Below are 12,645 nucleotides of genomic sequence, written 5' to 3' on the forward strand. Positions count from 1 at the left end.
AACCCGCTCAATGAGCGGGTTTTCAATTATATATCGCTACGCTTAGTGTGCGTGAGACTCGTATTCTGTGTTTGCGTCAGAGTGAACTTCAAATGTGTGATCATCTCCATCATTAAAGATTCTAAGTTGCTTTAACCAGTATGCAAGTGCAACAAAACCTATTAAAAGGAAAACCCAGTTAAAAACGTTTGCTCCCCACCATGTGTCAAGTTGTAGATCTCTTAACGCATCAAGAGGTATAAAAAGAACATTAACAACTAAATCTTCTATTCCGTAGAAAAAATCCTTTAACTCCATTATTGAGTATTATTTGTAGTCCATTATTTTTGCTTGCCTAACTTTGGCAAACACAATGCAAAAATAGCAAAAACAATAATGCTCACAAGCTTTTTTAGCACTTCAAAACCCATACATCACGTATTGATGTCAGGCGCCGCAATAATTTTCTTTTTTATGCGTGTATTTTTTATACCGCATCAAGAAAATATACCGGAAGAATTGCCCGCGCTCATCATAGCGCTTCTAGTATTTTTATTCTCTATGGCGGTGCTCAATTTTGTCGTAAAACGGAATATGCTATCCAGCCAGGCGACGTATGTACCGCTTGCGTTTATATTGCTATCACTGTCATTACCCAATCTGTTTTTTTCTGGCAGGTTGATCTTTGCTATGCTTTTTGTTTTGCTTGCCTTTCGGCGAATTATAAGCATACACTCGCAAAGAGAGATCAAGAAAAAGATCTTTGACGCATCGCTGTGGCTGGGCGTTGCTTCTATTTTTTATTTCTGGTCCATACTTTTTATGGTGCCTTTATTTTTAGCCATTACCACATATGCTTTTAAAGATTATCGCAATTGGTTAATCCCACTAGCAGCATTCTTATGTATCATTCTTATCGCCACAGTTTACGGCTTGTACTTTGTAGATCTCACTAATTTTTTTGAAAGCTACGTAGAGCTGCCTTCTTATGATTTCTCAAGCTACTCAAACTTAAATTTACTCATCCCATTTTCAGTAATTCTTACGCTTTTTATCTGGTGTGTCTTTAGATATGTTGCCCTTATGGGAAAAGCACAACGCAAGATGAAACCGTTGTACTTCATGATCTTTATTACAACGCTTATCGCTGTATTTGTTTGTGGCGTACTTTCACCTATTCGCAACGGCTCTGAACTTTATATCGCGCTTCCTTTTATCGCGATCATGATCGCCCGTTATATCGAAAAAAGCAAGAGCAAATGGTTTAAAGAAATGTTGCTCTGGCTAATTGTTATGCTTCCGATGGCAAGCTTGTTTTTATAGCTGGGTTTAAGGTTAAAATAAGATACCTTTGCACAATTAGTATTTTCGCTGCAGCGAAATAAACCAGAATACACTTTCATGTTTACACACAAAGCAAACAGGGTTTTTCAAACCGCAATAGAAAATTATCATATAAAAGACGATGTATATCAAGAATTTACAAACCCTTATGACAAGGATGTAGATTTTATAGAGCACTTGCTTTACCGCAAATGCTGGATAGATACTGTGCAGTGGCATTATGAAGATATCATTAGAGATCCACAAATCGAGCCGGTAGCTGCCTTAGATCTTAAACGCAAGATCGATGCTTCTAACCAGGATCGCACAGACATGGTAGAATATATTGATTCTTATTTCTTAGATAAATACAGTGCGGTTAAAGCAAATGAAGATGCGACGATAAATACTGAGAGTCCTGCGTGGGCGGTAGATCGCTTGTCTATCTTAGCTTTAAAGATCTATCACATGCGCGAAGAAGTTGCTCGTGAAGATGCTTCTGAAGCACATAAGAATGCTTGCCAAACTAAACTAGACGTTCTTCTTGAACAACGCGAAGACCTAAGTTTTGCGATAGATACGCTTATAAAAGATATTGAGGAAGGCAACAAATACATGAAAGTCTACAAACAGATGAAAATGTATAATGATGACGAACTCAATCCTGTTTTACGCGGACAGAAAAAATAAATGAGACAGCACAAAGGCAACAACCTTCTTGTAATACGGCTTTCGGCTATGGGAGATGTTGCCATGACTGTGCCTGTTCTCATCGCGCTTACGCAAAAATATCCTGAGCTGCACCTGCATGTGGTGAGCAAACCTTTTTTTGAACCCATTTTTCAGGGCATTCCTAATCTTACTTTTTATCCTGCAAAGGTTAAAGACGAGCATAAAGGTGTGCCGGGACTTTATAAACTCTATAAGGTTTTGGCTGCAGCCAAAATAAATGCGGTAGCAGACCTTCACAACGTTTTACGGTCTAAGATCTTAAGACAGTTCTTTAGAATAAGTGGTGTGCCACGTGCCACGATAGACAAAGGAAGACAGGAGAAAAAAGCGCTTACACGCGAAACAGATAAAAAATTCATCCCACTAAAGACAACGCATCAGCGCTATGCTGATGTGTTTTCTCAGTTGGGCTACGCATTCTCTCTTAAAGGCAACGAGTTTTTACCGAAGCGCTCACTGTCATACAAAGCGCAAGAATTACTAGAAAATTCTTCTCACAAATGGCTTGGCGTTGCTCCTTTTGCCGCACATGAAGGCAAGCAATATCCGCTGGAGTTAATGCAAGAAGCGATCACAAAAATTGCAGCAAATGCAAATTGCAAGATCTTACTCTTTGGCGGAGGCCAGAAAGAAACAACGCTGCTAGAGCAGATCGCAAAAGATCAAAAGCAGATCATCTGCGTTGCAGGGAAGTTTAGCTTTAGTGAAGAGCTAGCGATCATTTCGCAATTAGACGGCATGCTGTCTATGGATAGTGGTAATGGTCACCTTGCGGCGATGTTTGGCGTGCCAGTTATTAGCATCTGGGGTGTGACACATCCTTATGCTGGTTTTGCACCTTATGGTCAACCAGAAGAGAATCTTCTTCTCGCTGATCGCGAAAAGTTTCCTCTGATACCTACATCAATTTATGGCAACAAAGTACCTCCTGGTTATGAAAAAGCCATGGAAACTATATCGCCAGATCGTATCGCTGATCGCGTGATCAAAGTTTTACATTAAACATCATCATAGCTCACTGTGATGCTTGGCGAGGTAGGATGCGCCTGGCAAGTAAGGATCAATCCTTCTTCTACCTCATCATCTGTGAGGATCATGTTTTTACGCATTTTTACTGTACCGCTAGTTAGTTTTGCAACACAGCTGCTGCAAATACCACCTTGGCAAGAATGTGGTGCATCAATGTCTTGATCTAAAACTGCATCAAGTACAACCTCATCTTGCGGCATGGTAAACTCAAATTCTTCATCATCCAGAAGCACTTTGATCTGTGTCATACCGTCAAGAGCTGCATCTACTTCACCATCATCTGATGTGTTGAAAAGCTCAAAAAGAATATCGCCAGTGTCTACACCTGCTTCAGCAAGCGTTTCTGTGATGCCTTCTACCATAGGTTCTGGACCACATAAAAAGAACTTCTTAAAGTCGTATTCTTTAAACTTGTTCTTGATCACAAAATTTACCGTAGATCTTTCAATTCTTCCGAAATGAGAATCACCTTCTTGCTTACGGCTAAAAACAAATTCTATAAATAATCTATCTGGATATTTAAGCTGAAGCTCAAGTAGTTCTTTGTGAAAGATGGTGTCTTCAACCGTTTTGTTACCATAAACGAGTAAAAATCTGCTTAGCGGCTCTTCTTCTAGAACGGTTTTAAGAATAGACATAACCGGTGTAATACCGCTTCCTGCCGCAAATGCTGCGTAGTCGGCCTTTTCGCCGAAAGGCTCATAAACAAATCTTCCCTCTGGTGGATGAACTTCTAATGATTCGCCTACGGTTAATTTGTTGTTTGCCAGTACAGAAAATGTACCGCCATCTACTTCTTTAACGGCAACTTTGAGCAAACCACTAGCCGGCGTGCTACATAAAGAATATGCGCGTCTCACCTCTTTACCATCAATGTTTTTCTTAAGAGTAATGTATTGTCCTGCCTTGAATGTAAAGGTTTCTTGCAGGTTTTGAGGTACGCCAAAAGTGATACTAACCGCAGCGGTAGTTTCTCTGTTTATATCCTGAATCGTTAAAGAATGAAAATCAGCCATCGAAAATTTATTTGGTGCAAAATTACAATCTGATTCATGGTTGAACGTAACATTTTTATAAATTTCAATACTGATGTTGTGAACAACGATCAAAAAACCATAAAATCAACCATATGCTCAAGCGTTTTATAAAACTTGAATGGAAAAGCTTTACTAGAGCTGCATCGTTTCAAACTAATCTTGTTTTAAAGATTTTCATGATCATAGGAGCTTTGTACTTCATGGGCATGTTTGTGTTAACGGCTATGGGTGCGTATTTTGGCTTAGAAAAGGCTGGGTACGATCCGCTGGTGATGGTTAATAAATTTTTGATCTATTATTTTGTGGTAGATCTGGTTTTTAGGTATTTCTTTCAAAAAATGCCTGTTATTAATATACAGCCTTTGCTGTTGTTACCTTTTAAGAAAAACAAGATCGTGAGTTATGCGCTGGGCAAAACCGCAATTTCTTTCTTCAATATTATTCATGCGTTTTTCTTTATTCCCTTCAGTATTATTTTACTCACTAAAGGGTATGATCCTGTTGGCGTGATTTGCTGGAATCTAGGTTTGCTATGCATGATCTATGTAAACAATTTTATCAATGTTTTCTTTAATAATAAGATAGTTATCATGATGATCGCTATTGCGATCGTGGGCACGCTGGGGGTTTTACAGTATTATGCATATTTTGACATCACAGAGATCACACAACCGTACTTTCAGAATTTTTATGATGTATCGTGGTGGTTTGCGATCCCAGTTGTGGTGCTTATCGCGATGATCTATCTGGCGTTTAATTACTTTAGTAAACATCTATATCTTGATGCTGGCCTTTCGGCGAAAGCCAAAATTGCAAAAACAGAAAATCTAGATTGGCTGAACCGTTTTGGTAAAACCGCTACCTTTCTTAAAAATGACATCAAGCTGATCAAAAGAAATAAGAGAAGCCGCACATCTGTGATCATGAGTATTGTTTTTCTTTTTTATGGAATGCTCTTTTTTACTGGCGCGCTTGAGGTTTACGACACTCCTTTTATGAAGATCTTTGCGGGGATATTTGTTTCTGGCGGATTTATGTTCAGTTTTGGTCAGTTTGTGCCTAGTTGGGATAGTTCCTATTACCCGCTGATGATGACGCAAAACATTCAGTATAGAGAATATTTGTATTCTAAGTGGTTGCTTGTTGTTTTGGCTACAGCCGCATTAACAGTGCTAGGCGTTTTTTATATCTTTTTTGGTTGGGAAGCGTATGCTGCGGTTTTTGTTTGTGGTATTTACAACATGGGTGTAAATGGACACATGGTTTTGCTGGGCGGAGCATTTATTAAAACACCTATTGATCTTACGAGTAATAAAAAAGCCTTTGGTGACACGTCTGCTTTTAATGTAAAAACACTGCTGATCACAATACCAAAACTTATTGTTCCTATCGCGCTTTATGCTATAGGTCATTTTACATTGGGGCCAGCTTTTGGATACATCCTTATTGCAATTGTAGGTCTTAGTGGCTTCGCGCTACGCGACTACATGTTCAAGAAAATCGAAAATATTTACAAGGCCGAGAAATACAAAACCGTGGCCGCTTATAAACAAAAAAACTAGCATCATGATAAAAGTAAATGCACTATCTAAAAAATATAACGGCGTTACTGTTCTTGATATTGAAGAACTTGAGATCCCGCGTGGGCAGTCATTTGGCCTTGTAGGAAACAACGGTGCGGGTAAGACAACGCTCTTTAGCAGTTTGCTAGATTTAATACAGCCCACAACTGGCTATATTGAAAATGGCGGTGTAAAGGTGAATGAAAGCGAAGCTTGGAAAATGCATACTTCGTCTTTTATTGACGACTCCTTCCTTATAGGATATCTCACGCCAGAAGAATACTTTTATTTTATAGGCGAGTTGCGCGGCCAGAACAAAGCAGATGTAGATAAATTACTTGCTGGTTTTGCTGACTTTTTTAATGACGAAATTCTAGGCAAGAAGAAATACCTGCGCGACCTCTCTAAAGGTAACCAGAAGAAAGCTGGTATCGTTGCTACTTTAATAGGTAATCCTGATGTGATCGTGCTTGATGAGCCTTTTGCAAATCTAGATCCTACTACCCAGATCAGACTTAAAGGTATTATTAAAGATCTTGCTGCAGATCCTAATGTAACGGTGTTAGTATCTAGTCACGATCTTATACACGTTACAGAAGTTTGTAAACGTATTGTAGTTCTAGAAAAAGGTAAACTTGTTCAAGATATTATGACATCTCCTGCTACACTTAAAGAGCTAGAAGAATACTTCAGCAAAGAAAGTGTTGTGGTAGAAACCGATGCTTAACACAGGCTTTACCGCCTAATTTTTAGCATTCCTAAAAAGAAAATGTATTTTTACGAGCTTTCAATACTATTTTGTAAGCTTTAAAGTTGTAGAGGTATAATTTCTAGATGGTTTGCTAAAAAGATCACTCTTACTTTTTCTATCTGTTGTTTTGTTTTTTGGGTGTTCCCGAAAGAAAGACAACTGGCTTAGCCGTAACTATCATGCAGTAACGGCAGAGTACAACACGCTCTATAACGGCGAGGTCGCACTAGATGATGGTAGAGAAGCACTTGTGCAAACATATCAAGATAACTTCTGGGAGATCTTACCTATTGAACGTCTAGAGGTTTTTAATGAAATAACGCTTCCTGGAGAGAACAAAGATCCCAACTTTGAACGTGCTGAAGAAAAAGCGATAAAAGCGATACAAAAGCACAGCATGCAGATCAAAGGCAATGAAGTGAATCCACAAATGGATGAAGCATTCCTACTGCTGGGTAAAGCGCGTTATTACGATCAGCGGTTTGTACGTGCGCTAGAAGCCTTTAACTACATTCTTGCTTATTATCCTGCGAGTAATAATATCGCTCAAGCGAAAGTCTGGAAAGAGAAAACTAACATCAGACTTTCTAATGAAAATGTCGCGATAGAGAATCTTCATCAACTTATTGACGAAGAAGATGCGCTTAAACCACAAGATTATGCTGACGCCTCAGCGATGCTTGCTCAAGCATATTTAAACATAGATCGCAAAGACAGTGCTCTGGTTTATATTGACAAAGCCGCTAGACTTACCAAGAAAAATGAAGAAAAAGGCCGCTATTATTTTATCAAGGGCCAGCTTTATGACGCTATTGGAGAATACAGTCTAGCCAACGACAGCTACGACAAAGTCATAGACCTTAATCGCAAATCGCCACGTCGATACATGATAAACGCATATATCGCTAAGGCGCGAAACTTTAACTACGAGGCTGAAGATAAAAACGCATTTTACGAGACACTCACGGACCTTGAAAAAAATCGGGAAAATCGCCCATATCTTGATCTCATCTACAACCAGATGGCAGAGTTCTATCTCAAAACTGAAAATGTAGATAGCGCGATCTCCTTTTACAATAAATCATTAAAGAAGAAATCCAGAGACAAAGTGCTCGTTTCTCGCAACTACAACAGTCTGGCCGAGATCTTTTTTAACAATGCAGAATATCAAACCGCAGGTGCCTATTATGACAGCACACTTAATGTGATGCAGGAGCGCAGCCGCGAAAAAAGATTGATCACAAAAAAGAGAGAGAATCTTAACGATGTGATCTTATATGAAACCACAGCGCAGCGCAACGATAGCATTTTGCGACTTTCGGGAATGACAGACGCTGAGCGTGAGGCGTATTTTACAGAATACATCACACAACTTAAAGAAAAAGATGTTCAAGATAGTTTGGCTAAAGCCAAAGGAACCATCACCAACAATCAGTTCTTTAAACCACAAAACACCTTAACACCGCCAGCTCCTGGAGGTAACTTTTATTTTTATGATCCTGCGCTTGTAGCACAAGGAAAACTTGACTTTGAAAGAAGATGGGGCAACCGCGCACTTGAAGACAACTGGAGAATTTCGGCATCTTTAAATACGCAGATAAGCGGCACGATCAATGCTCCTCAAAATTCGCAAAGCCTTGCCGGTGATGCGCGATATGATGTGGCGACGTATCTTTCAAATATTCCATCAGATCAAAATTTGCTAGACAGCTTAGCCCAAGATCGCAATTTTGCATACTATCAATTGGGCTTGATCTACAAAGAGAAGTTTAGAGAAAACAGCCTTGCCGCACAGCGATTAGAATCTCTTTTACAACAGCAACCGCAGGAGCGATTGATCCTTCCGGCGAAATATAATTTGTATCAAATTTATAGTGAAGAAGGCGATTTGGCGCAAGCCGAAAAATACAAGCAAGACATACTTGCAAACTATGCTGAAAGTAGATATGCAGAGATCATTAAAAATCCTGACGCACATCTAGAACGCGACCAGAACAGTCCTGAAGCGATTTATAACACGCTCTACCGCGAATTTGAAAAAGAGAATTATGCTGCAGTAATCTCGCAGAGCGATGTGTACATTGATCAATTTGCTGGTGATCCTTTTGTTCCCAAGTTTGAGTTGCTAAAGGCAAATGCGCTGGGAAGATTTGAAGGTTATGAAGCTTTTGAAAAGGCATTGAATTATGTTGCGTTAACCTATCCCAACTCTGCCGAAGGTAAAAAAGCACAAAAAATGGTAGACGACGTGCTGCCACAACTTGCTGATAGCACTTTTGATCCTTCTACAGCTGCAAAGAATTGGAAGTTAGTTTACACCTTTGACGCTAACGCAGACACTTTAAATGCAGATCTAGAACGCATCAACGGCTTTATCGCTAGTAACAATTACAGTAGTTATTTTGCTTCGTTAGACAGCTACAACAAGAACAACACTTTGATCGTCATTCACGGTTTTGAAAGCAAGAATGGCGCTATGGCTTTCGCCGAAAGGCTAAAAACAGACAAAGAACTTAAATGGGAATATCTCCCTGCAACCATTACATCTGCTAATTATAGAGTTGTGCAAATCCACAAGAATTGGGATGCATATCTTAATGAGCTAACAAATTAATTCATGAAAAAAGACAGAGCAATAGGCATTGATCCTGGTCACAAACAAAACCGCATAAGCGAAGGTTCTAAAATCGTAGGCGATATTACTTCTGCTGACGGTTTGCGTCTAGACGGCACGATAGAAGGAAATATTACTGTAAAAGGTAAAGTCGTGATAGGAAAAGCCGGCGCGATCAATGGTGTTTTAAATTGTCCTGATGCAGATATTGAGGGGAAGTTTACGGGTAAACTTTTTGTTTCTGGCTTGTTGACTTTAAAATCTTCTGCGGTTATTGAGGGTGAAGTGCAAACTAAAAAATTATCTGTAGAGCCGGGAGCTGTTTTTAACGCTTCATGCGAAATGGGCAATGTGACGATGAAAAAAGCGGGAGAAAATGAAGGAGAAAAAGCCAAACAACCAGCTTAAGACCTGGGCAAAATTTTCAACCATCGCCATACAAATGGGTGCCACAATATTTTTGGGCAATCTTCTAGGCGCGTGGCTTGATGAAAAATTCGCACTTACTTTTTTAGAAACTACTATTACACTTATTGCCGTTTTTGTCTCTATGTATTCTGTAATAAAAGCGGTGAAAGATCTTGACAAATGAATCTTACAAAACGCCTCATTACAACTTCAATTTTAATTGTGATCATTGCAGTTGTTGCTTACTTCCTGCATCAATTCATACTTTCTCAATTAAATATTGATCTTCCTTTTACTTTAGCGAATTTCTATATTTTTTGTGCGATTGCCTGTTTAATAATTTCATTGAGTTTTATCGCTCTTCATGAGACGATGCCAGAACTTTTCAACAAATTAGGATTATTTTTTTTAGGAGCCATTCTTGTTAAAATCGTTCTACTATCAGCGGTTTTTAAAGAATATCTTTTCTCTGAAAACATCTACAGCCGTACGGAAAGACTTAGTATGCTGATACCCATAGCGCTCTTCCTTATTTATGAAGTAGCTGTGATGGTCAAAATCTTAAAAAAGCAACCTTAAATCTATTTTGTAATAAAAAGGGTGCAGTTGTGAATAAAATTATTAGTTTTGCACCAAATTTCAGCAAGCCTGTTTTTTTAAAAAACCATAATGAAAATATCTGCTTTACCCATTCATTTTCTAGCCATTATAGGCTTTCTATTCTCTGGAACGCTTCTATCAGCTCAAGAGCATAGTGTAGCGGAAGCTAATGACGAAGGACGTATTAATACTCAAGAGGAGATCACAGATTATCAAAATCACCACTTGAAAGATTCTCACGACTTTCACCTTTTTTCTTATACTGATGATGCTGGTGAGCGCCACAGCATTGGTTTTGCTCTTCCTGTAATTGTATGGTCAAGCAATGGTCCTGTTGCTTTTATGTCTTCTAAATTTCACCATGATACTAACGGTGAAGTGATCGTAGAAGCTGGTGGCAGCCGCTTTGTAAATCTTCATGATAAGATATATGAGTTAGAAGAAGGTGCTGAAGAAGTTGTTATGGATGAGCACCATCATCCTGCAAATGCGCATACTCCTTTAGATCTTTCTATTACTAAGAGTGTCTTTGGTATGCTTATAATAGGTCTTCTTCTTATTTTCTGGTTTGGTGGCCTAGGAAAGCAATATAAAAAACGCAGTATTCCTAAAGGTTTTGGTCGTGCACTAGAACCATTAGTGATCTACGTAAGAGACGAAATCGCTCGTCCAAACATCGGAGAGAAAAAATACCGTAAATACATGAGCTTCTTGCTTACTGTATTCTTCTTTATCTGGGTTTCAAACCTATTAGGTATGACTCCATTTGGATTTAATATCACAGGACAAATTGCAGTTACTGTTTGTTTAGCATTATTCACATTCTTTATCGTTCAATTTAGCGGTAATAAAGATTACTGGAAACACATTTTCTGGATGCCAGATGTACCAGTGGTTATGAAAATTATGTTGATTCCTATTGAAATATTAGGAATACTTACAAAACCTTTTTCGCTGCTTATTCGACTTTTTGCAAACATCACTGCGGGTCACGTAGTAGTAATGGGATTGATCGCTTTGACGATCACTATGAAAGAACAATTTGGCGCAGTTGGTTCTACAGGACTTTCTCTTGTACTTACCTTATTTATCTCGCTTATAGAATTATTAGTTGCATTCTTACAGGCATTTATCTTCACAATGCTTTCAGCTTTATTTATTGGGATGGCGGTTGCAGAACACGATCATCACCATGAACACGATGCTGATGGCAATGAGATCGATGATGTAGAGGATGTAAGAGAAAGTTTTGTTTAATTTTTAAATCAATTGTTATGTACAATTTAATTGGAGCTGGATTAATCGTTATCGGTGGTGGTATCGGACTAGGTCAGATTGGTGGTAAAGCGATGGAAGGTATCGCTCGTCAACCAGAAGCAGCTGGTAAGATTCAAACTGCGATGATTATCATCGGTGCACTTTTAGAAGGTCTTGCTTTCGGTGCGTTGATCTTAGGTCAAGGTTAATTCAATCTTAAACAACTAAGCAATTCCTGTAACGGTTGGTTACAGGAGTTGTTTTATTTAAAACATTAAATACAAAGATGGATCAGTTATTAAATGATTTTTCTCCTGGCTTGTTTATAATGCAAGCTGTTGTCTTGATTATTCTCATCTTATTGATGAAGAAATTTGCTTGGAAACCTATCCTTAACTCTCTTAATGAGCGTGAGCAAGGTATTCAAGATGCTTTAGATGCTGCAGACAAAGCACGTCTTGAGATGCAAAATCTTAAAGCAGATAACGAGAAGGCATTACAAGAAGCAAGAGCAGAGCGTGAAGCAATGCTTAAAGATGCTCGCGAGATGAAAACTAAAATGATCGCTGACGCAGAAGCTGAAGCAAAATCGCAAGCAAATAAAATTATCACTCAAGCACAAGAAGCTATCGAGCAAGAAAAACGTGCTGCAGTAGCTGAACTTAAGGGTAAAGTAGCTGAACTTTCTGTAGAGATTGCAGAAAAAGTGATCAAAGCTGAGCTTTCTGACAAAGAAAAGCAACACCAGCTTGTTGATAAAATGCTTAACGACGCAACTTTAAACTAATCTACTATTATGTCTAGAGCAGCAGTAAGATATGCAAAAGCCGTACTCGCTAACGCCACACAAAGCGATAAGCAAGAAGCGGTGTATCATGACATGAGAGCAGTAGTTGCAACATTAGAGTCTAGCAAAGAATTGCGCGTTGCTCTTAAAAGTCCTGTAATTAAGGATGAAGATAAACGTCAAGCTTTACATCAGGTTTTTAGCGGCGCTTCTCAAGAAACTCTTAATCTTATAGATGTTCTTGTAGCAAACAAAAGAGCAGCTATTCTTGATAAAACAGCTCAAAGTTATATTGAGATGTATAACGAGAGCCAAGGTATTGTAGTTGCAAAAGTGACTACTGCCGTAGAGCTAACAAAAAGTCTTGAAGACAAAATCCTTGCAAAGGTTGAAGAACTGGCTAAAACCAGCAAAGCAAAACTTGAACATACCATTGATCCAGCTATCTTAGGAGGATTTATCCTAACCGTTGGCGATATTCAATATGATGCAAGTATTGCAAGTCAACTCGAGAAGGTAGAACAAAAATTAAGCAAAAGTATATAACTAGTTATAGGGCTTTCGCC

General features: G+C 38.8%; 15 protein-coding genes. 13 read left to right on the plus strand and 2 right to left on the minus strand.

Annotation, left to right across the window (positions count from 1 at the left end; all coding sequences use genetic code 11):
• Positions 1-42: 42 nt before the first annotated feature.
• Complete coding sequence (locus ACZ5L8_RS13525) at positions 43-297, minus strand: DUF6341 family protein (RefSeq protein WP_464438221.1); 255 nt, start codon at positions 295-297, stop codon at positions 43-45.
• Positions 298-453: 156 nt separating this feature from the next.
• On the opposite strand from ACZ5L8_RS13525, the gene ACZ5L8_RS13530 reads away from it, so the two are divergent.
• The 3 genes from ACZ5L8_RS13530 (at position 454) to ACZ5L8_RS13540 (ending at position 3,036) form a co-directional block, all read left to right on the plus strand.
• Complete coding sequence (locus ACZ5L8_RS13530; RefSeq protein ID WP_464438222.1) at positions 454-1,302, plus strand: DUF6427 family protein; 849 nt, start codon at positions 454-456, stop codon at positions 1,300-1,302.
• Positions 1,303-1,380: 78 nt separating this feature from the next.
• Positions 1,381-1,992 carry a DUF4254 domain-containing protein gene (locus ACZ5L8_RS13535; protein WP_462600119.1) on the plus strand — a complete coding sequence of 204 codons (612 nt, stop codon included), beginning with the start codon at positions 1,381-1,383 and terminating at the stop codon, positions 1,990-1,992.
• Positions 1,993-3,036 (plus strand): glycosyltransferase family 9 protein, encoded by a 1,044-nt coding sequence (locus ACZ5L8_RS13540; RefSeq protein WP_464438223.1) that lies wholly within the window; start codon positions 1,993-1,995, stop codon positions 3,034-3,036.
• Here the strand turns inward: ACZ5L8_RS13540 and ACZ5L8_RS13545 are convergent.
• The gene (locus tag ACZ5L8_RS13545) at positions 3,033-4,079 is read right to left on the minus strand and encodes a 2Fe-2S iron-sulfur cluster-binding protein (protein WP_464438224.1); all 1,047 of its coding nucleotides are present in this window, start codon (positions 4,077-4,079) and stop codon (positions 3,033-3,035) included. The genes ACZ5L8_RS13540 and ACZ5L8_RS13545 overlap by 4 nt on opposite strands.
• A 113-nt stretch (positions 4,080-4,192) precedes the next feature.
• Here ACZ5L8_RS13545 and ACZ5L8_RS13550 point away from each other — a divergent pair, with 113 nt between their 5' ends.
• From ACZ5L8_RS13550 to atpH, 10 genes are all read left to right on the plus strand, one after another.
• Entirely contained in the window at positions 4,193-5,662 is a 1,470-nt protein-coding gene (locus ACZ5L8_RS13550; RefSeq protein ID WP_464438225.1) for a DUF5687 family protein, read from the plus strand.
• Between the two features lie 4 nt (positions 5,663-5,666).
• Positions 5,667-6,389: an ABC transporter ATP-binding protein gene (locus ACZ5L8_RS13555; protein ID WP_464438226.1), complete on the plus strand. Its 723-nt coding sequence runs from the start codon at positions 5,667-5,669 to the stop codon at positions 6,387-6,389.
• A 112-nt stretch (positions 6,390-6,501) separates the two neighbouring features.
• Positions 6,502-9,027 carry a type IX secretion system periplasmic lipoprotein PorW/SprE gene (gene porW / locus ACZ5L8_RS13560; protein WP_464438227.1) on the plus strand — a complete coding sequence of 842 codons (2,526 nt, stop codon included), beginning with the start codon at positions 6,502-6,504 and terminating at the stop codon, positions 9,025-9,027.
• Between the two features lie 3 nt (positions 9,028-9,030).
• A complete protein-coding gene (locus tag ACZ5L8_RS13565; RefSeq protein ID WP_464438228.1) occupies positions 9,031-9,435 on the plus strand; it encodes a bactofilin family protein in 405 nt (134 codons plus the stop codon).
• A complete protein-coding gene (locus ACZ5L8_RS13570) occupies positions 9,404-9,619 on the plus strand; it encodes an AtpZ/AtpI family protein (RefSeq protein ID WP_464438229.1) in 216 nt (71 codons plus the stop codon). The genes ACZ5L8_RS13565 and ACZ5L8_RS13570 overlap by 32 nt, the downstream gene beginning before the upstream one ends.
• Positions 9,616-10,014, plus strand: coding sequence for a DUF6168 family protein (locus ACZ5L8_RS13575; RefSeq protein ID WP_464438230.1), 399 nt, complete (start codon positions 9,616-9,618; stop codon positions 10,012-10,014). The genes ACZ5L8_RS13570 and ACZ5L8_RS13575 overlap by 4 nt, the downstream gene beginning before the upstream one ends.
• Positions 10,015-10,104: 90 nt before the next feature.
• A complete protein-coding gene (gene atpB / locus ACZ5L8_RS13580) occupies positions 10,105-11,292 on the plus strand; it encodes a F0F1 ATP synthase subunit A (protein WP_464438231.1) in 1,188 nt (395 codons plus the stop codon).
• Between the two features lie 17 nt (positions 11,293-11,309).
• Positions 11,310-11,501 carry an ATP synthase F0 subunit C gene (gene atpE, locus ACZ5L8_RS13585; protein WP_459210286.1) on the plus strand — a complete coding sequence of 64 codons (192 nt, stop codon included), beginning with the start codon at positions 11,310-11,312 and terminating at the stop codon, positions 11,499-11,501.
• A 77-nt stretch (positions 11,502-11,578) separates the two neighbouring features.
• On the plus strand, positions 11,579-12,079 hold the full coding sequence (locus ACZ5L8_RS13590) for a F0F1 ATP synthase subunit B (protein ID WP_464438232.1): 501 nt from the start codon (positions 11,579-11,581) through the stop codon (positions 12,077-12,079).
• A 9-nt stretch (positions 12,080-12,088) separates the two neighbouring features.
• Positions 12,089-12,625 carry an ATP synthase F1 subunit delta gene (atpH, locus tag ACZ5L8_RS13595; protein ID WP_464438233.1) on the plus strand — a complete coding sequence of 179 codons (537 nt, stop codon included), beginning with the start codon at positions 12,089-12,091 and terminating at the stop codon, positions 12,623-12,625.
• Positions 12,626-12,645: the final 20 nt, after the last annotated feature.

Source organism: Leeuwenhoekiella obamensis, assembly GCF_055391795.1.

Excerpts from the sequence above, each read along its gene's own strand:
- ACZ5L8_RS13525 (WP_464438221.1), bottom strand. The coding sequence starts at position 297 with ATGGAGTTAAAGGATTTTTTCTACGGAATAGAAGATTTAGTTGTTAAT.
- ACZ5L8_RS13530 (WP_464438222.1), top strand. The coding sequence starts at position 454 with ATGCGTGTATTTTTTATACCGCATCAAGAAAATATACCGGAAGAATTG.
- ACZ5L8_RS13535 (WP_462600119.1), top strand. The coding sequence starts at position 1,381 with ATGTTTACACACAAAGCAAACAGGGTTTTTCAAACCGCAATAGAAAAT.
- ACZ5L8_RS13540 (WP_464438223.1), top strand. The coding sequence starts at position 1,993 with ATGAGACAGCACAAAGGCAACAACCTTCTTGTAATACGGCTTTCGGCT.
- ACZ5L8_RS13545 (WP_464438224.1), bottom strand. The coding sequence starts at position 4,079 with ATGGCTGATTTTCATTCTTTAACGATTCAGGATATAAACAGAGAAACT.
- ACZ5L8_RS13550 (WP_464438225.1), top strand. The coding sequence starts at position 4,193 with ATGCTCAAGCGTTTTATAAAACTTGAATGGAAAAGCTTTACTAGAGCT.
- ACZ5L8_RS13555 (WP_464438226.1), top strand. The coding sequence starts at position 5,667 with ATGATAAAAGTAAATGCACTATCTAAAAAATATAACGGCGTTACTGTT.
- ACZ5L8_RS13565 (WP_464438228.1), top strand. The coding sequence starts at position 9,031 with ATGAAAAAAGACAGAGCAATAGGCATTGATCCTGGTCACAAACAAAAC.
- ACZ5L8_RS13570 (WP_464438229.1), top strand. The coding sequence starts at position 9,404 with ATGAAGGAGAAAAAGCCAAACAACCAGCTTAAGACCTGGGCAAAATTT.
- ACZ5L8_RS13575 (WP_464438230.1), top strand. The coding sequence starts at position 9,616 with ATGAATCTTACAAAACGCCTCATTACAACTTCAATTTTAATTGTGATC.
- atpB (WP_464438231.1), top strand. The coding sequence starts at position 10,105 with ATGAAAATATCTGCTTTACCCATTCATTTTCTAGCCATTATAGGCTTT.
- atpE (WP_459210286.1), top strand. The coding sequence starts at position 11,310 with ATGTACAATTTAATTGGAGCTGGATTAATCGTTATCGGTGGTGGTATC.
- ACZ5L8_RS13590 (WP_464438232.1), top strand. The coding sequence starts at position 11,579 with ATGGATCAGTTATTAAATGATTTTTCTCCTGGCTTGTTTATAATGCAA.
- atpH (WP_464438233.1), top strand. The coding sequence starts at position 12,089 with ATGTCTAGAGCAGCAGTAAGATATGCAAAAGCCGTACTCGCTAACGCC.